Genomic DNA, 18712 nt, shown 5'->3' on the forward strand with positions numbered 1-18712 from the left:
GTTGTTTGAAAAGCAATGGTGGTTTCGGGGGCGGAACAGTTCCCGATTATTTGGCGTCGAGGGCTTGTCGGATGTCGGCAATGATGTCGTCCGCATCTTCAATGCCGACGCTCAAACGGATCAGATCGGGCGCAATGCCTGCTGCACTCAGCTGTTCGTCCGTCAGTTGTCGATGAGTGTGGCTGGCCGGGTGGAGTACACAACTTCTTGCATCGGCCACATGGGTTGCGATGCTGATCAAACGCAATGCATCCATGAAGCGCACGGCGTCTTCGCGAGAGCCTTTCAATCCGAAAGATACAACGCCACATCCGCCATTTGCAAGATATTTTTGCGACAGCGCATAGTTCTTGTTGTCACGCAGTCCGCCATAGTTCACCCATGCCACACGCGAATCGGCAGCCAAGAAATCGGCCACGGCCTGAGCGTTGGCGGCATGGCGGTTCATGCGCAGATGAAGAGATTCGAGCCCCAAGTTGAGGAGATAAGCATTTTGAGGACTTTGGCAGCAACCCAAATCGCGCATGAGCTGCGCCGTGGCTTTCACGATGTAGGCCGCCTGCCCGAAAGCCTTCGTATAGGTCAGTCCGTGGTAGCTCTCGTCGGGCGTGCAAAGTCCGGGGAATTTATGGGCGTAGGCCTCCCAATCGAAACGACCGCTGTCCACAACGCATCCGCCGACGGCAGCACCATGTCCGTCCATGTATTTCGTGGTGGAATGCACAATGATGTCTGCCCCCCATTCAAAAGGACGACACTGTGCGGGAGTGGCAAAAGTGTTGTCGATGATCAACGGCACGCCGTTTTCATGCGCAATGCGGGCAAACCGCTCAATGTCGCAAACATGCCCGGCAGGGTTGGAGATTGTTTCGCCGAACAGCAATTTCGTGTTGGGACGAAAACAGGCTTGAATTTGCTCGTCGCTCCATTCGGGGTCGATAAACGTACACTCCACACCCATTTTTTTCAGCGTCACGCCAAAAAGATTGAACGTTCCGCCATAGATGGTGTTGGAAGCGATGATGTGGTCGCCGGCTTCGGCAATGTTGAATACGGCAAAAAAGCTGGCAGCTTGTCCGCTCGACGTGAGCATGGCCGCCACTCCCCCTTCGAGCGTGGCGATTTTGGCGGCCACGGAGTCGCAGGTGGGATTTTGCAGACGAGAGTAGAAATAACCGCTTTCGGCCAAATCAAACAAGCGCGCCATCTGTTCGCTGCTGTCATATTTGAAAGTCGTACTTTGATATATCGGCAGTTGCCGTGCTTCTCCATTTTTGGGAGTCCACCCTGCTTGAACACAAAGTGTTCCGGTATTGGGTTGTTTAGTCATTGTCATATGTATGAGTTGGTTTTACAATGGCAAAAATAGCTGATTTTGTCGAAACAACTGCATCTGATGCCCGGAAATGCGCAATGAAACGGATTTTTCAAAACTTTTTTCCCCATGAGCTTTGCCGTTTAGAAAAAACTTCCTACTTTTGCACTCGAAATTAAAACCACGGCGAGGTAGCTCAGATGGTTAGAGCGCAGGATTCATAATCCTGAGGTCCCGAGTTCAATCCTCGGCCTCGCTACTTTGGAACGTTCGAAAGCAACAGCTTCGAACGTTCTTTTTTTTGTTTAACTCAGAGATGGAAAACGTTACATGGGAAGTAGAAAATTCCACATAGGAGGTCGTGACGATTCTCTGCTTCGCTGTCTTCTTGCAATCTCTCACGCGCTCACGCGTTACCCTAATGAGCGATTTTTACCTTCACTTGCCTTCGCAAGGAATTCGCTGACATTCAGATGATAAGGCGTTTTAGCGGAGGCAAAACGGCAAAAATAAAATATAGAGGTAGGGAAACGGGCAAAAAGAGCGATTTTATCGGAAGTGCGGAGGCTGCAGAAACGGAAGTAATAGAGCAGATCGATTAATGGGAATTTCAGTGTCTGACAGATGCCGATAGTGGAGAGGGGAGCCCGATTTTTGACATTGCGGATGCGTTGCGAACAATGGATGTTCGAATAGGCATATTCAAACAAATCAACCATTATCGGAGAGCAATAATACTGATTTTGTAAGCGAAATGTGCGCCCATAAGGCAAACCTAAAATCCGGAAAATTGTTTTGCGGATTAAAATGTATAAATTCTGATAATTTACTGATGTACAGATGTTTTTCGAGAGAAAGAATATCCAATCCGAAAAAAATGGAATGGACAGTGTTATAAGAAACTTTTACAGGGATTTTATAATAAGAAAGTGAATATTATTTTGAATCACAGATAATTGTTAACTTTGCGAGAAAAATACAATAAATATGTTGACGCCTATAGCACTTAGAGTATTATCAGACGACAGTGTCGGTAAAAGGAAACTGAAAACAAATAAAGTATATTATTTGTTAGACGGTTTTGAGATTACAAGAGAAGGGGATTTATGCGTTTCTCCCTATCGTCTTGAAAAGGATATTGTTTTTCAGAAATTATTCTCTGATCCAGGTAGTCCGGATATAAGTATTTCTGCGATTGTTGGTGAGAATGGCTCAGGAAAAAGTTCATTAGTTGAATTTTATATGCGATTGGTGAATAACTTTGCAGCAGCCACATTAGGAGAGTACCAAACTAACCCCGGCTCTCAACATTTGCATTACATAGATAATATTGCAGGTGAATACTATTATATGATGGATGGAATACCATATAGATTAACAATTAAAAGCCGAAAGGTACTATTGGGGCGCTATTCTGATATAAAGGAAGAGGTAAAAGGGATGCGTAAGTATGTCTTACTTGATGAAAAAAATATAAATAGCGAAATGAGCGAATCACCGATGAAGGGTATATCAAAGTCGAAGGATGATAATTCGTTAAATGGTTTATATGGTAGTTTTTTCTACACCTATATATCGAACTATAGCATTTACGCATATAATACAACCGACTACCACCAAGAATGTAATAGTAATGAAAGAGAGGCATTAATCAGACAGGACAAGAAAAAGATATATGATGTGGAGTATCGAAATTGGTTGAATGGCATATTTCATAAAAACGATGGCTATCAAACTCCTATTGTATTATCACCCTTTAGGACTGAAGGAAATATTGATATTAACACCGAAAATAAACTATCCAGAGAACGATTAATCACTCTATTGATAATGCCCAAATCTCAATTTCGCATTATTAATGGTCATCTTAAAGTTACTGGACTTAAGTTGTCCAATAGAGGAATAGAGTATAATGCGAAATACTTAAACCGGCATCTTGGATTACGGCTACAGCAAAAAGGTTTTGATAAATTCAAATCCTCCATAGTGAAATATTGGGGCGAGATGATAGCTGAAAAATTAGAAGGCTTCTCCAAGGAGCGTAAACATTATGAAGCCGCTGTTGGCTATTTGGTATATAAAACCTTGAAAATATCAAAAAAATATAAGCAATACAATAATTTCTTTCGAAAGCATCATACTATAAGATATAAAATTGACGAGGAAGCTCTTCGCAAGTTAATTATACGTATGAGTAAAGACCATTCTCATATTACAAGAAAGATACGTCAGACATTATCATATATTGTTTATGGAATATATGATAACGATAGAGATTCTTGTACCTTTGCTATCAATAAAATCTCTAAGGGTATAAAGGATATAGAAGAACAGCAGAAAGCAGAAACTGGTATAGGAAAGAAGTTTATTTATTCTGTAGAAGAATTAGTTCCGCCTCCATTTTATGACATTCAGATAGAACTTCAAGATATATATAATAAGAATCCCGTTCTATTTGAAACTCTAAGTTCTGGAGAAAGGCAACAAACATATTCTATTAGTGCCCTCTTGTATCATCTTTCCAATCTTGATTCTGTATGGAAAGATACAAACAAACAACGTGTTGCCTATAAACATATTAATGTTGTAATGGAGGAAATTGAATTATATTTCCATCCGGAATTACAACGAACATATATCAAGAATCTTCTTGAAGGAATCAAACAAATGCATATTTCTAATATCAGAAGTATTCATATATGCTTTGTTACGCATTCTCCTTTCGTTTTGTCTGATATTCCGAGCCGTAATATCTTAGCATTAAAATTAAACTCTAATGATACGGATGATACAGAAAAAACTCATTTAAGCACATTTGGAGCCAATATTCATGATATACTCAAAGATAGTTTCTTTCTGACGAAGGGGGCTATTGGTGCATATGCGGAGTTTATCATCAAAAGCATTATTAAAGAAATGGAAGATGAAAAGAAAAATAGAAAAGCTGATGATAAAAAGATTCATGAGAGGATTATGCTAATTGATGAGCCCATTATAAGGAATGTTCTTTTAGAGGAATATCACAGAGTTTTTCCTGAAACAGATAAAGAACAGAAGATAAAAGAATTGCAACGTCAAATAGATGAACTAATATGTGGAAATTAAAAGCACCGTCATCCGAACTAATCACATGGTATAAAGATTTGATGCTTGAAGGATTATATGGTCGAATAAATGGTTCTTCATTAGAACAGCGTATAAAAGATATTCTTATACCTACGAATGAAGAGAGTCATGATAGAGCTATATTAGAAAAGTTGTTGATTGGTAAGCCTGATGAGTCACATGAATTATGTAATGATTTAATGGGACAGATTGTTCTTGGCTACAATGAAAATGAATTCGAATCATATCTTGAAGCAAAAAAGAAAGGAGACAGACGCGATGAGGAACAAGACGCTTTATACCGAAAATATTCCAATGTGCTAAAAAAACTACTTGATGTATTTGAGTACGACGGCCAACTATCAAGGAATAAATCACGATCATATAAGCTGTCAATAGAACAGGGACATAATACCTGTACATATTGTAATCGTCAATATATTATCACCATTGATGGGAAAAACAACAGTGAACGAATCGCCCGTCCACAATTAGATCATTGGTTTTCCAAAGAATTATATCCTTTGTTGTCACTAAACATATACAATTTAATTCCCTGCTGTTCAATATGCAACAGTTCAATAAAAGGGAATGCTATTTTTAAACTTGATACCCATATACATCCATACCTTGATTCTACCCCTCAAGAGCCAATTTTTAAGTTTAAGTATAAATTAGAACAAGATATGACATATTCGGTGATTTGTGAAAATGTGAGTGATGAAAAGGAAAAGAATATGCTCAAAGCTTTTGAAATTGAAAAACTCTATGCGTATCATGGAGAACTTGAGGTTAGAGATATTTTGCTATTCTTTGAGAAAAATACAAGCTCATATCTCTCACATTTACTAAATGATACCTTAAAAATATATGATTATACAGAACATTCTATCTATAGAATGTTTTTTGGCACAGAGTTAGATCCGAAAGAAAATCTCAATAGACCATTTAGTAAATTAAAACGCGATATCCTTACTCAACTTGGCGTACTTGAAAATGGACACATTAAAATAAGACAGCATTGGTGTTATATTGATTTTGTGGATTTGGCTTCTATCTCAGAACGGATTTGATATTTCAATGCCGCAAAAGTCGTTTTTTTTCTCATAAGTTTTTATATAGAAAGATGCAAATCAAGCTGTTTGCCGATTTGCACCTTTGATTGCGGAGAGAGGGGGATTCGAACCCCCGAAACGCTTTTGACGTTTACACGCTTTCCAGGCGTGCCTCTTCAACCACTCGAGCACCTCTCCTTGGTGGGGTTAAAGTCGAGAGAACGTTTTCTCTCAATGTTATACGGGTATTTTCCCGAATGCGAGTGCAAAGGTATGTCTTTTTTTTGAATAGAGAAGTCCTTTTGCGAGAAAAATCATCTGATCCCCATAAATTCTACCTGTTTTGGAAATAAGCAGGTAAAAAAACGAGTAAAATTTGGAGTTTTACGTAAAACTTCCTATCTTTGCACCGCTTTTACAAAGAAAACCTCGCCGAAATAGCTCAGTTGGTAGAGCGACGCATTCGTAATGCGTAGGTCACGAGTTCGAGTCTCGTTTTCGGCTCAAATAAAGGATGTGTCAAGAAAGACGCATCCTTTGTTTTTTATGTTCTCATGGATGAATGCCATAAAGTAGATCCGATTTTTCGATGGGGATAATCAATGTTTGCGCTTCCGAATAGCAAATAAATCTCTTTTTTGCCTTGTTTTGAGGGCTTCGCCGGTTCTTGTTTTGAATAAATGTGTGTCCGTATGACGAAGATAGGGAGATAAGCCAAAGTATTTCGGCTTTTTCTTTGTACATTTGCAACGACAAACTTTCTTTATTTTTTTATTTTTCCGAAACCTCAAAATCTCTCTGCACATGAACCAAACTCCGTTTGTCATTACGATCGGGCGCCAATCGGGCAGTGGCGGTCGCGAAATCGGTCGTCTTCTTGCCGAACGCTTTGACATAGCCTGCTATGATAAGGAAATTCTTTCGATGGCGGCACAAGAAAGTGGCCTCGGCCCCGATGTGTTTGAGCGAAAAGAGGGGCGCAAGGGCTTTTTTAGTTCTTTCATCGGCGTAGTACAGCCTTTTATCGGGGGCGGCGGTGATTTTTACAACAATCAGTTGAGCGAAGAAAATCTCTTTGTTCTTCAAAGTCGTGTCATACAAAAAGTGGCCTCCGAGCGTTCGTGTATTTTCATGGGACGGGTGGCCGACTACATTCTTCGTCATCATCCTCGTCATCTCGATGTGTTTGTGGCGGCGGATCTCGATGATCGAGCTGCAAGGATAATGGAGCGTAAAAAGGTGGATAGAAAAACGGCAAAAAGCATTCTTGAAGAGTGCGACGAACGGCGGTCGGACTACTACAATTTCTACTCTTCCGGCATATGGGGAGCGGCCGACAGCTATGATCTTTGCATCAATTCGTCGGTGCTTGGTATTGAGCGGACGGCCGACTATATCGCACAGTTTGCCATTGAGAAACTCGGCATTGAGCCGGTGGAGCTACGCTAAAAAGACAAATGGTTCGAATTGGTCTTCTTTCCGACACACACGGATGTTATGATCCGCGATTTGCGCAACATTTTGCCCAATGCGACGAAATTTGGCATGCCGGCGACATCGGCACTCCCGAGGTGGCCGACCGTTTGGAGGAAATCGGTCGATTGCGCGCCGTCTTCGGGAATATTGACGACAGGGTGTTGCGCCGCCGTTTTCCCGAAACGCTCCGTTTTCGATGTGAAGAGACGGAAGTGCTCATCAAACACATCGGCGGCTATCCCGGAGCCTATGACCGCTCTGTGATCGGGATGTTGCGACAAAACCCTCCGCATCTTTTTATCAGCGGACACAGTCATATTCTCAAAATTTTGCGTGACCCGTCGTTGGGATTGTTGCACATTAATCCCGGAGCGGCCGGCCGGCATGGCTGGCACGCAGTGCGTACGTTGGTGCGATTTTCCATTGATGGCGCAAAAATCAAAGATGTCGAAATCATAGAATTGGCTTGACCGCAACGGCATATTCCCCTGTGCGACATCGTCGGCAACCTGTCCGAAACGAGCGAGTGGACGACGAGGTGGTGTTTCACGCTGATTTTGAATGAGAGAGGAAAGGAACGCGACGATTGTTGAAAATATGATTTTTTGATCGATTTGTCCATATTTTGCACCACAAATGAGGTGGATGTCAAAAGTTTTATTTATATTTGCTCCCGTTAATATTCAATCGCATTCTATATTTCGGACATTTAATTGTCGAGCGTCCGCTTCCCTTTGGGAGGACACTGTCTTCAAACACATTATTCATCATGAAAACACTCAAACATTTTGTTGCGCTGCTGCTTTTGGCATCGCCCGTCATGACATGGGCGCAAGAAGACTTTCGGTTGATCAACGAAGATCTTCCCAATCCCGAAAACGAACCGGCACCGGTGCATCCCGTGCCGCATCCGCGCCAACTGAAATGGCAGGAAACCGAGTTTTATGCTTTTTTTCACTATGGCATGAACACTTACACCGGTAAGGAGTGGGGATACGGCGACGAAAACCTCAATACTTTTGCCCCCACTGCACTTCCCAATCCTCACCAATGGCTCGAAGTGGCTAAAAAAGCGGGTATGAAAGGTGGCATCGCAGTGGTGAAGCACCACGATGGCTTTTGTCTGTGGCCGACAGAAACGACCGACCACCATTGCCAAAACTCCAACAATACGTATGCCAAGACACTCAATATTCCCGAAGCTTTCGCCAAAGCGGCCAAGGAGCTGGAAATGAAGTATGGCTTCTACATTTCTCCGTGGGATCGCAACTCGGCTCTCTACGGAACGGATCGCTATGTGAAAGAAGTCTTTTTGCGTCAATCGGCCGAACTTGCCAAATATGGAAGTGATCAGTTTGAAATGTGGTTTGACGGTGCCAACGGCGGTGGCGGCTACTATGGCGGTGCGAAAGAAAATCGCAGCATAGATCGCGAAACCTACTATGACGTGCCCAATCTGCGCGACACCGTACACAAGGTTTGTCCCGATTGCGTGTTGTGGGGTGTCGGCGGTGAAGCCCGCTGGATCGGCAACGAGGAAGGTTGGGCTGGACAAACCAATTGGAGCCCCGAAAACAGAGGTTATGCTCCCGAAAACAACGGAATGTATGGCAACGAAAACGGATGGTTCTGGTTGCCCGGCGAGAGTGATGCCAAGGGTACCAGCGGAGGTTGGTTCTATCACGATGGCGAGAGACCTCTCAGCCCGGAAACCCTCTTCCAAATGTATCTCGAAACCGTCGGTCGAAACTCCACCCTCATTCTCAACCTGCCCCCCAATAAAGCAGGAGTATTGCCTCCGGCCACAGTCACTGCCGTGACTCGCATGGGCGAGCTGATCACACAGCGTCTTTCCAAAGACCTTGCTCCAAATGCGAAGGTCAAAGCAAGTGTCACTCGTACGGCCGGTTTGAACAAAAAATATGTTGCCGAAAACCTCACCGACAACGATAAAAATACCTATTGGGCCGCACCCGACGGTACCACCTCGGCAACCATTACCTTTACGTGGGATACGCCTCAAAAGGTGAGATACGTGGATTTGATGGAATACATCGCCAAAGGACAACGTGTCAAGAAGTTCAAGATCGAAACTTCCGCCGATGGCAACGAATGGACACAGCGTGCCGAACGCCAAGAAACCACCACCATCGGCTACAAGCGCATCATTCCGCTCAACGGTTCGACGGAACACAGCTATTCCAACGCTTATGATGTCAAAGCCTTGCGCATCACCATTATGGACGCCAAAGCCTGTCCGCTTCTTCACCGTATTTCCATCTACTAACGCCTCAAATCTTTTCAGAAAATGAAAGCCAAACATATCCTCTTGGCAGCCGTAGCTTTGCTGCCCGGAATAAACCATGCACAAAGCATCGATTTCGAAACGCAGACTTGGACAGGAATCGGGGTATATGACACTTGGGAGCAATCTCCTTTCCGCGAGAAATTGCTCAAAGGCAACGTGGCCGTTATCAACAACCCTACAAAAACGGAAATCGATCCCATTACCAAAAAGAATGTCAATATCTCCGATAAGGTCTTGGCCGTTCAGCGTTCACGCTATGGTTCCAACACTTTCGGTGCGCGTATTGATTTGAAAGAAACCTTTGAGCTGACGCCCACCACCCAATATGTCCACGTTTGGATTCATCGTCCCAAGAAGGGCAGGGTGATGGTTGTCGGTCTTGGAAAACGAAAAGACAGAGCCGGACAAAGTTCCGAAACGGAACAGTTTTGGGCAATGTCTACGAGCGCAATCGAAGGTGGAAGTTGGAAAGAAGTCGTGTTGCCTTTCAGAGGAAACGGAGGTATCGACATTCACAGTCTGGTCGTTGTGCCCGATTGCGAAAGCCCGCACAACCTCCAAGAAGACTTCATTGCCTATATCGACAACGTCAGTGTCAGTCTGAGCCCCACGCCCCAACTGGTCAATGACTACTACTACATTAATTTCGACAAAAAACAAACCCACGTCAGAAACGACCGTTATATCGAAGGGGTGAGCCTGACCACTCCTGACGGAAAACAGGAGGCAGGCATCTCCGATACCAAAAAGATCTACACGGAAGTCCAAAAAACTTTCCCCGTAAAAGCCGGTCAGAAAGTTACTGCCGCAGTGAAGTATAAAGGCAGTTGGATGCACGCTTATTGCTATCTTGATGCCGACAACGACGGCTTGTTCACGGAGAATAACCCCAAAGAATTGTTGTCTTATTCTTATCTTTCCGACAATCCCTCTAATCCCACGGTCGGAAAGAACAGTGCGGGGCAGGTTATTTCGGGAAATGCCCGAAACACTCTCGCCATGCCGGAATTCACCATTCCCGAAAATCTCACTCCCGGCTACTATCGTTTGCGCTACAAGGTGGACTGGGATAATGCCGATCCTGCCGGAGAAGTCAAGTCGGAAAACAACTTGCTGAAAAACGGCGGCGGATTTGTAGACGTCAGACTCAACGTACACACCGATGAAGTCACGGTCAATGATGCCAACCGCAACGGATATGTATCGGATGCCGAGGGCAATCGTCTTGTCAGCATGAAAGTGCCTTTCGGCAAAGCCTTCAAGATCAAGATGAATCCTGAAAACGGTTTTGAATACTCCGGCATCATCGTCAAATACGGCTACAACCTCTCCGGCGACAGCATTGTCAAAGGCAACGTGCAGTGGGAGAAAGTGCGTATTTCCAGAAGTAAATTCAATGAAGATGATCACACTTTTGTCATTCCCGGAAAATACATGGAGGGCAATGTTGAGATCGAAGGCTTGTTTATTGAGAAAGGAACGTATACTCCCGCAGCCACTCGCTATGAAACCACCAAGATCATAGACGGCCAATTCTCCAAGGATACTCCGTGGTACACCTTGCAAATCGGTAAGGAGGGTTATGTCCTTTCGGAAAATCAAACTAAGCCCATCGTGCTCAACAGAACGCAAATAGATACCGATAACGCGGCTCAACTTTGGTGTTTCGTTGGCGATGAGGCGGAAGGTTATCGGATTTACAACTGCAAGGCCGGAGCCGGAAAAGTTTTGGCAGCTCCCGTCACCATGAAGGGCAATAAAGGAGGAGAGTCCTATCCGGTTATGCACTCCACAGACGAAGTGCCCAACGATTATATTGACGTGTGGATGTTTCAAGACTCCGAAGATTTGGGAACGGGAAGCAACTACGCCTATCTTTATCAGAAAGGGTATCCTGCTCACAAAATCAACAATCGTGACAAGAAACTCGCCTTTTGGAGCGGCGGAGCGGATGCCGGTTCTACGCTCACCGTCACTTTTGCCCGAAAAACCTCTCCTACGGCCATAGCGAATATCTCGGCACAACATTCCGCTGCCGACGCCACAATCTATAATCTCGACGGGCGTCCTGCCGCTCCCTTGTATCAAGGAGTGTGTGTTAAGGACGGAAAGAAATTATTGAAATCGCGCCGATAAAAAGGCACTCTCTCTCCTTGGTTTGAGAGAACAAACAAACTCCGAATTCTCGATTGGCGGTAAGCATACGCTCCGACAAACGGAATTCGGAGTTTGTTGTGTTTGGCGGAGAACAAGAATGAAACCTTTGCAAACGTTTCATTCCGTTTTTGACGGTAAAGGGCATCCATACATTGGAAAAGACCTTTTAGACGATTACGAAAATCCAAATCACCGGGAGGAGGCTAATGAAGGGTTGGCGCAATTTAGGTCAGTGATAGATTTTTCTACTCGTTACTCCGTTTATTCTACTCCTTGGGTAAGATGCGTTCCAATGTATGAAAGTATATCCCGACAAACCGAAGAGGAGATGAGGCCTTTTCGTGAAAAAGCAACTTCCCCCCCCTTACAAGGACTTTTTCTTCTTTTTATCTACATTTTCTACACTTTCTCTATTAAAATGCAGATATATAGGTTGTTGCGAATGTAGATAATACGGGGAATTATCTACATTCGTCATTACAACCTACACGCCGTATCGGGAAGGCGTGCAGATGTCCGCTCCCCCTGATCATGTAGGCAGTGTAGGTTTTGGGAAAATTTGTCTACATTCATTTTTATCTGTGTATCATGGACTTAACCGCTTCCTGTGTATGTTGTCAAATCGTCATGTACACTTACATGTCGCTGAAATTCAACAATATGAAGGGCATAGTGTATGTTTTTCGACGTTTTTACGAAAAGAATCTTGGGAAAGCCCGCATAACGGGCAATCCTGCCCCCTAAAAACATTTGATAGTAGCCAAAGGTGCGTTCGAGTACATTACTGGGAAAATAAGGGGCGGATTTGCAGCGGTTTCGGAATGTGTCGCGCTTCGCTTTTTAATCTTTCTCTTTGTCTTCCTTCGGAGATGCCGTACGGTCTTTGGGGACGTTTTCGCACGAACACGTTCGTTTAGGCATAGGAGTGCAGGCCGCCGAGCAGGAAGTTTACTCCGAAATAAGTCATGACGACGCAGAGAAAAGCCAATGCCATGAACCAGTGGAACACACGAGGGCGGCGAAAGACAGGGAGCGAAACGGTGTGAAGAGCGAAGGAATAGATGAGCATCGTGATGAGTGCCCACACTTCTTTCGGATCCCAGCCCCAATAGCGACCCCATGAAATGTTTGCCCACACCGCTCCCACAAAAATGCCGCCGGCCAACAGAAAAACGGCCGGGTGGAGCAGAAGACGGTTGAGGGTGGAGAGCTGCGACACTTGGGCGGCGTTGTCGCCTCGGAGAAGCCAAAGGGCATAAAGGCTGTTCAGGCACATGAAAGCGAAAAGAGCATAAGACAACATGACGATCGTGACGTGAAGACATAGCAGAGGAGAAGAAAGCACCGGCATGAGAGGAGTGATTTGCGGATTCATGTCAGACAGATGCGCCACGAGCAATGAGAAACCGGCCAACAGAAAACCAAAGGGAACGGCAAAGGGAAAACGGCGCATCAGCAGCGCACTCAAAGAGAGCGAGCACAAAGACATGAAGAGCATCGTTTCAAAACCGTTGCTCATCGGGATAAAACCGCCGATATACCACCGAATACAAAATGCAATTGCCAATAACAGGAGCGACAGAAAGAGGGCGGTGCGAAATGCGAGTTGCAAGCGACGAGAGCGAACCCTCATGGTCAATGCAAAAAAGGCGATGATGCCCAGCAGCAGATTGCCCATGAAAGCTACACGAACAATGGGCAGGCGGTTGTAGATGATTTCGAGTCGGACACGTCGGGGAGAAAGGCGTGCGTGGGTGTCTTCGGGCGATAGAGGGCGTATCAGCGTTCCCTTGTGCAGCATGAGGATGAGGCCGACTTTTTCGTCCGTTTCGTGAATGGCACGCGTCAGAGCGGAATTGTTGTTGTCGGCTTGGAGTAGTCGTTGAAGTCGATACTCGTTGCCTGTGTAGAGCTGTCCGAGGGCGGCATATTCTCCGCTCACGCCCAGTCGTCGGCGCAGTTCTCCGTGTTTGATTTTTATTATCGGGACGTCGTTCCATGCCTCCGGATAGGAGAGCCACGACAGCAGCACCTGTTCCGAAGTCAATCCCCGAAATGTGGCTCGGCCGTATAGTTTTTTGACGAAATCCGTGGCCAGTGTGTTGAGCGGGCAGACGCGGTTGTTGTAGACAATTTGCCGACGACCGACGCTGTCGGCAAATGTTCGTCGGAGTGTCGGCAAAGAGGTATGAGTGGGGGATTGAGTGGAGGAAAGAACGGAAAGGGCGGAATGAGCAGAATGACTGAAATGAACGGCAAGGTGGGAAAGGTTGGATTGATTGGAATGAGCCGGGGCAGCGTATGGAATAAGCAATCCGGCCGACACGCTTGCCGTCCAAGCCGACCGGCGCAGTGCCGGATGGCGCAGCAAACGACGGAAAGTGCCGTTGCGAACCGACAAAGAAGCTGACATCGAGAGCAGAAGCATCAAGTAGCCGGAGTAGGTGAGGGCGATGCCGTAGGGGTCGTGATTAATGGAGAGCGTGGTACCCGAAAAGTCGTCGTCGAAAGAAGATTGGTAAAAACGATAGTTGTCGCGTTTGAAGATGCAATTCATCGAAACGGTATGTTCTTTTCCGTCTGCAAAAAGAGTGCTGACGTAGTCGGACGGAGCGGAAGTGCCGGGATAGTGTTGCACTTCAAAACGGTGCAGGGTCAATTCAAAAGGCAACTCTCGCACCTCGCCGTTGTCGGTGAGAAAGAACCGGGCGGGTGTGCCTTTTCGCAAGTGAATGCTGCCATTGACGGCGGTGAGTGCCGTGGTGAGTGCTCCGCAGAGAATGAACAAAAATGAAAGATGCAACGCGAACACTGTCGGTTTTCGCCACAAGCGGCGACGCACGAGCAGCACAATGCCCGAAACCGATATGAATGCCCATAAAATACGAAAAGCCCACGAGCCGTAGATATGCGCGTAGGCGGTGGAACTGCCGTGAAAGTGTTCGACGACGGTGGCGGTCATCAACACCGATGTCATGACGAACAGCAGCAGAAACGGAAGTTTAGAAATCGCGGAAGTTTTCATGACGACGAGGGGCAGCGGTGATACATTCCATTTCGATGAGCCACTCCGGCCGACAGACGGGAGCAAGGGTGATGAGGGTAGGAATGTGGGGGAAGCGTTTGGCGAAAAGGTCGCGCACCGTGGCATAGTCGGCCATGTCGCGGAGATAGACGATGATTTGCATCGCATGCTGCCCGATAGTCATGTCGGCCTCTTTGAGCAGGGCTTCCACGTTTTCCCACATGCGGTGCGTTTGCCTCTCGATGTCGCCCACGTGTACCACCTTCCCTTTGTTGTCAATGGAAGCAGTTCCGCTGATGAAAGCATGGGCGCGGTCGCCGTATTCGATGACCGTTCCGCGTTCGAAAGTCACTCCGTATTCTATCGTCGGATTGAGATGCGTGAGGGCGTGGAGGTGGCGTTGCTGTTGGGGAGAAAAGCCGGTGAGCGCGTAGGTGTCGAGATATACGATTGAGCGTCTGTCGGCAGGCAGGCCGCCGATGCCCGTCGAAGCAATGTAGTGTGTGTCGGGGGTGAGGCCTTGTTGCAGGAAGTTGTCAAGGCGGGCTTTCACCAGTCCGGCGTATTGGGTATCTACATCGCGCACGAAAAACCATGTGCGCACGCAATGTTCGGCAATGGTGGCGTCTTGTTGTCGCAAGAACGTTTCGTAGCTGTTGAGCACCTGTTCGGTTTGTTCGGCCGAATTTCCGGAGGTAGCGTGCAGTCCGGCATGCCAAATATGCCGATAGCCGTTGTGCTCGACAAAAGTCGTGCCTGCCGCCTTGCCTTTCACTTGGGGGCCGGTTTGAAGATAAAACCAGGCGGCCACTTTGCTGCCGTCGAGCGGCGGTTGCTGAATGACGGAAACCGCCCCGCTCTCCGAGGGTTGCATGAGAGGGGCTTGATTGGCGGCATCGCTGAGGAAGTAGCGTTTGAAAACCACGGAAGCATCTCGAAAGAGAGGACGTTGCAGCAACGCCTCTTTCGCAGCGGACAAGCGTGCCCATTGGTGGTCAAAATGCTCTCCGCGTGGGGCAACGTGGAGCATCATGTGGTGTTCGACCACGCCGCCTGCCGGGGCGAAAGTGGAGATTTCGACCGTTACGCCGAGGTTGTCGTACTGAATTTTGTCAAAGGTCATGGTCGTGCATACGAATATAAGGTCGTGCCGAACCGAAAGGCCGTGCCCGACTCTTAGGGGGGTATCTTGCGGGAAGCAAGACATAATATTTTGAAGCACCGTTGTCAAGGCGATGACTGTGCAAGGTGCGGATATTTCAGATCGTTTTCGTTGTTGTTTGTTCGCGGTGTCGCACGCCGCTGCTGCCAATCTTGGCTATTGGGTGACAAAGTTAATGAATTTCTTGCTCATAGCCGTCGTTCGAGGCGTGAGAATAAAGATAGCACTTGCAGATGCGCATTCTTCTTTTTTGCTTTGCCATAACTACTTTTGGGTAGTTTTGAGTGGGCAAAAGGTTGCTTTTCAAGTAGGGGAAAGTGTATTTTTAAGAGAAAATACCCACGTGTGGTGATATTTCGGAATGAGAATAAATTGTAACTTTGCAGTCAGTAGTTCTTTGCTCGCTCCGATTGTTGCCTGATTGTGCCTGTTTTCGAGTAAGAAACTCCGGTTAAATGTGCGCAGAATTTTATGCTGTGCCCCTTCTGCCTATGATGAATATGTCCGTCAGCTATACCGAATATGACAAGATCAGCGATGTCATTTCGTCCCAGCCCTCTCTGCTTCAAATGATTTGCCGTTTCGGCATCCAATTGGGAGTCGGAGATAAAACCGTCCGCGAAGTTTGTGAGGCGGCCAATGTGGATACCACTACTTTCTTAGCCGTGGCCAATGTGATGAAACAAGGCATGGCCGTTGCCCCTTTCTATGTGGAAAAGATCGATATGACCACCATGGTCAAACATCTCAAAGTGGCGCATGAGTTTTTTCTCGATTTCCAGTTGTTGCACATTCGTCGTAAGCTCCTTGAAGCCATAGATTGTTCGAGGCAAAACGAAGTGGCTTTTCTGATACTCAAATTCTATGACGAATACATGAGCGAGGTGCGCAAGCACATGGAATATGAGAACCGCCGCATTTTTGTGCATGTCGAGCGGCTCATTGCCGGCGAGAATGTCACCGACTTCCGCATCAAGCAGTATTCAAAAAGTCACGACGGCATGGATCGGAAGTTGCAGGAGCTCAAAAACATCATCATTAAATACTACACCCCTTCCGAGGGCACGTCGTCCGATTTGCTCTGCAATGTGCTGTTCAGCATCTACAACTGCGAGGCCGATTTGCGTGCGCATTGCGAAATGGAGGATGCCTTGTTTTTCCCTGCCGTGGAGTTGCTCGAAGAAAAAGTGGCCGCTCAAGCCATCGAGCAAGGTGTCGTCGCCAAGTCCGATCCGCCTCAGGAGAGCCTTTCGGATCGCGAGAAAGAGATTGTTTCCTGCATCGTGCGAGGCATGACCAACAAGGAGGTGGCCGCCAATCTTTATATCTCCATTAACACTGTGCTCACTCATCGCAAAAACATCTCCCGGAAGCTCGACATCCATTCCGTCAGCGGGCTGACCATTTATGCGATTGTCAACGGTATTGTCAAATTGGATGAAATCACCTTGCAATAGAGGGGAGGGGAACACAGACTTATTGCTCATTCTGCCGCAATCTCCGTTTCGAGGTTGCGGTTTTTTTGATGCGTTTGGTGTCGGATTTTTCCGAAAGAAGGCCGTGGAACGTGTGGACCTTCCATAAAATCAATACATCGACATCACCGTTCGTCGCAGAAAAATCTCAGAAAAGTTTTCTTTTTTCCCCATATATATTACCTTTGCAGGCAGAAAATAATGCCGATTTGAAAAAGATCGGAAAAACATTGTCGAAAATCGGCGAAAGGGCATATACCCGGTGAGGGAAATGTTTGAAAATCATCACTTCGAGGTATTGTTTCAGAGGGGAATAGTAGCGAACTTTGCCTGAATGAAAATCGAAGTCCTCCCCGAAGCCCGATTTTCTGTGTCGGACATCTGTTTTTTGAAGACAGATCGAGAGCGAAACGTCATTCAAGCGTTGCAGGTGTACCGTCTTTCAAATTTCGTTTTTTCTTATTGATTTATAAACAGAAACCACCATGTCTCACGACGTCCTCATAGCCTTTTTACTGACCCTTTCTGCCGGTTTTTCAACCGGCATCGGGAGCGCGATCGCCTTTTTTGCCAAACGAACGAACACCACCTTTCTTGCCGTGTCATTGGGTTTTTCGGCAGGAGTGATGATCTACGTTTCGTTTGTTGAGTTGTTTGCCTCCTCTGTCGATTCGCTCACCGCATTGCACGGCCGTTCAAACGGCACGCTCTATGCCGTGTTGTCTTTTTTCGGAGGGATATTTCTCACTTTGCTCATTGACCAATTGGTGCCCGACTATGGCAACCCCCACGAAATCCATGGTGTGGAAGAAATGGAAGGAGTGGTCCGTCCCAAGTCCAATCTTCGTCCCGATCTCATGCGCGTGGGGCTGACCACGGCCTTGGTGTTGGGCATTCACAACTTTCCCGAAGGCATGGTCACCTTTTTGGCCGGTCTTCAAGATGTGAGCATTGCCGTTCCCATTGCCTTGGCCATTGCTCTCCACAACATTCCCGAAGGCATCTCCGTTTCGGTGCCTATCTATTACGCCACCGGCAGCCGTAAACGAGCCTTTTGGCTTTCGTTTCTCTCCGGTCTGGCCGAACCTTTCGGGGCAATCATCGGCTATTTGGTGTTAGCCCCCTATTTGAACGACAACGTGTTTGGCATCATCTTCGGCGTCATTGCCGGCATCATGGTCTTCATCTCGCTCGACGAGTTGCTGCCCTCTGCCGAAAAATACGGAAAACACCACCAAGCCGTTTTCGGGCTGACGGCCGGCATGGCAGTGATGGCGTTCAGTTTGCTGCTTTTGGGATAGTCTGCGAGCCGTTTTTCCAAAGCCGATTTCCACTTCCCCGAATGGTCGCCGCCGATCGTTCGGGGTTTTTCTCCGCCCTCCCTCTTCGAACTCGTCGTTTCCCGTTGAGTGTCCGCATGCCGGTGTCGGCTTCGCCCACCGTCGCGTTTCCGATGAAACCGTTCTTTTTCGGCGTTTTCTTCCCCTATATTTTATTTTTTGCCGTTTTGCCTCCGCTAAAACGCCTTGTCAGCTGAATTTCAGCGCATTCCTTGCGAAGGCAAGTGAAGGCAAACGGTTAAAGTGGTTTTTCAATCGTTTGAAAATGAGAATACTTACGGTGAAGGCAAACGG

The 18712-nt window shown here is 46.6% G+C and carries 11 protein-coding genes and 3 tRNA genes; 10 read left to right on the plus strand and 4 right to left on the minus strand.

The features are described from left to right. Positions 1 to 46: 46 nt before the first annotated feature. A complete protein-coding gene (locus tag EII14_RS04975) occupies positions 47 to 1330 on the minus strand; it encodes an O-acetylhomoserine aminocarboxypropyltransferase/cysteine synthase family protein (RefSeq protein ID WP_124931461.1) in 1284 nt (427 codons plus the stop codon). A gap of 170 nt (positions 1331 to 1500) precedes the next feature. Between EII14_RS04975 and EII14_RS04980 the strand changes: the two genes are divergently transcribed. From EII14_RS04980 to EII14_RS04990, 3 genes are all read left to right on the plus strand, one after another. Then, positions 1501 to 1574 (plus strand) — tRNA-Met (locus tag EII14_RS04980). Positions 1575 to 2302: 728 nt separating this feature from the next. After that, positions 2303 to 4420: an ATP-binding protein gene (locus EII14_RS04985; protein ID WP_124931462.1), complete on the plus strand. Its 2118-nt coding sequence runs from the start codon at positions 2303 to 2305 to the stop codon at positions 4418 to 4420. Continuing rightward, positions 4408 to 5493: a hypothetical protein gene (locus tag EII14_RS04990; protein WP_124931463.1), complete on the plus strand. Its 1086-nt coding sequence runs from the start codon at positions 4408 to 4410 to the stop codon at positions 5491 to 5493. Before EII14_RS04985 ends, EII14_RS04990 begins: the two co-directional genes overlap by 13 nt. Positions 5494 to 5585: 92 nt before the next feature. Here the strand turns inward: EII14_RS04990 and EII14_RS04995 are convergent. Then, positions 5586 to 5673: transfer RNA gene (locus tag EII14_RS04995), tRNA-Ser, on the minus strand. Between the two features lie 233 nt (positions 5674 to 5906). Here EII14_RS04995 and EII14_RS05000 point away from each other — a divergent pair. The 5 genes from EII14_RS05000 to EII14_RS05020 all read left to right on the plus strand — a co-directional run bounded on the left by EII14_RS05000 (position 5907) and on the right by EII14_RS05020 (position 11395). Then, positions 5907 to 5979 (plus strand) — tRNA-Thr (locus EII14_RS05000). 300 nt (positions 5980 to 6279) lie between these two features. Further along, positions 6280 to 6924 carry an AAA family ATPase gene (locus tag EII14_RS05005; protein WP_124931464.1) on the plus strand — a complete coding sequence of 215 codons (645 nt, stop codon included), beginning with the start codon at positions 6280 to 6282 and terminating at the stop codon, positions 6922 to 6924. A gap of 8 nt (positions 6925 to 6932) precedes the next feature. After that, on the plus strand, positions 6933 to 7421 hold the full coding sequence (locus tag EII14_RS05010) for a metallophosphoesterase (RefSeq protein WP_124931465.1): 489 nt from the start codon (positions 6933 to 6935) through the stop codon (positions 7419 to 7421). A 299-nt stretch (positions 7422 to 7720) separates the two neighbouring features. Next, positions 7721 to 9238 carry an alpha-L-fucosidase gene (locus EII14_RS05015; protein WP_124931466.1) on the plus strand — a complete coding sequence of 506 codons (1518 nt, stop codon included), beginning with the start codon at positions 7721 to 7723 and terminating at the stop codon, positions 9236 to 9238. Positions 9239 to 9259: 21 nt separating this feature from the next. Next, positions 9260 to 11395, plus strand: a complete 2136-nt coding sequence (locus EII14_RS05020) for a GEVED domain-containing protein (RefSeq protein WP_124931467.1) — start codon at positions 9260 to 9262, stop codon at positions 11393 to 11395. A 934-nt stretch (positions 11396 to 12329) separates the two neighbouring features. Here the strand turns inward: EII14_RS05020 and ccsA are convergent. Together ccsA and EII14_RS05030 are read right to left on the minus strand one after the other, a co-directional pair. Then, entirely contained in the window at positions 12330 to 14441 is a 2112-nt protein-coding gene (gene ccsA / locus EII14_RS09620) for a cytochrome c biogenesis protein CcsA (RefSeq protein ID WP_305000283.1), read from the minus strand. Next, positions 14419 to 15564, minus strand: coding sequence for a Rid family hydrolase (locus tag EII14_RS05030; protein WP_124931468.1), 1146 nt, complete (start codon positions 15562 to 15564; stop codon positions 14419 to 14421). The genes ccsA and EII14_RS05030 overlap by 23 nt, the downstream gene beginning before the upstream one ends. Positions 15565 to 16058: 494 nt before the next feature. On the opposite strand from EII14_RS05030, the gene EII14_RS05035 reads away from it, so the two are divergent. Together EII14_RS05035 and zupT are read left to right on the plus strand one after the other, a co-directional pair. Further along, entirely contained in the window at positions 16059 to 17060 is a 1002-nt protein-coding gene (locus EII14_RS05035; protein ID WP_233569374.1) for a helix-turn-helix transcriptional regulator, read from the plus strand. A 503-nt stretch (positions 17061 to 17563) separates the two neighbouring features. Continuing rightward, positions 17564 to 18379 (plus strand): zinc transporter ZupT, encoded by an 816-nt coding sequence (gene zupT, locus EII14_RS05040; protein WP_124931469.1) that lies wholly within the window; start codon positions 17564 to 17566, stop codon positions 18377 to 18379. Positions 18380 to 18712 lie beyond the last annotated feature (333 nt).

The sequence above is a fragment of the Alloprevotella sp. OH1205_COT-284 genome, from assembly GCF_003859795.1.
Lineage (GTDB): Bacteria > Bacteroidota > Bacteroidia > Bacteroidales > Bacteroidaceae > Alloprevotella.

What these genes read in the sequence shown, in the direction of transcription:
- EII14_RS04975 (WP_124931461.1), bottom strand. Translation starts at nt 1,330, where the DNA reads ATGACTAAACAACCCAATACCGGAACACTTTGTGTTCAAGCAGGGTGG.
- EII14_RS04985 (WP_124931462.1), top strand. Translation starts at nt 2,303, where the DNA reads ATGTTGACGCCTATAGCACTTAGAGTATTATCAGACGACAGTGTCGGT.
- EII14_RS04990 (WP_124931463.1), top strand. Translation starts at nt 4,408, where the DNA reads ATGTGGAAATTAAAAGCACCGTCATCCGAACTAATCACATGGTATAAA.
- EII14_RS05005 (WP_124931464.1), top strand. Translation starts at nt 6,280, where the DNA reads ATGAACCAAACTCCGTTTGTCATTACGATCGGGCGCCAATCGGGCAGT.
- EII14_RS05010 (WP_124931465.1), top strand. Translation starts at nt 6,933, where the DNA reads ATGGTTCGAATTGGTCTTCTTTCCGACACACACGGATGTTATGATCCG.
- EII14_RS05015 (WP_124931466.1), top strand. Translation starts at nt 7,721, where the DNA reads ATGAAAACACTCAAACATTTTGTTGCGCTGCTGCTTTTGGCATCGCCC.
- EII14_RS05020 (WP_124931467.1), top strand. Translation starts at nt 9,260, where the DNA reads ATGAAAGCCAAACATATCCTCTTGGCAGCCGTAGCTTTGCTGCCCGGA.
- ccsA (WP_305000283.1), bottom strand. Translation starts at nt 14,441, where the DNA reads ATGAAAACTTCCGCGATTTCTAAACTTCCGTTTCTGCTGCTGTTCGTC.
- EII14_RS05030 (WP_124931468.1), bottom strand. Translation starts at nt 15,564, where the DNA reads ATGACCTTTGACAAAATTCAGTACGACAACCTCGGCGTAACGGTCGAA.
- EII14_RS05035 (WP_233569374.1), top strand. Translation starts at nt 16,059, where the DNA reads ATGTGCGCAGAATTTTATGCTGTGCCCCTTCTGCCTATGATGAATATG.
- zupT (WP_124931469.1), top strand. Translation starts at nt 17,564, where the DNA reads ATGTCTCACGACGTCCTCATAGCCTTTTTACTGACCCTTTCTGCCGGT.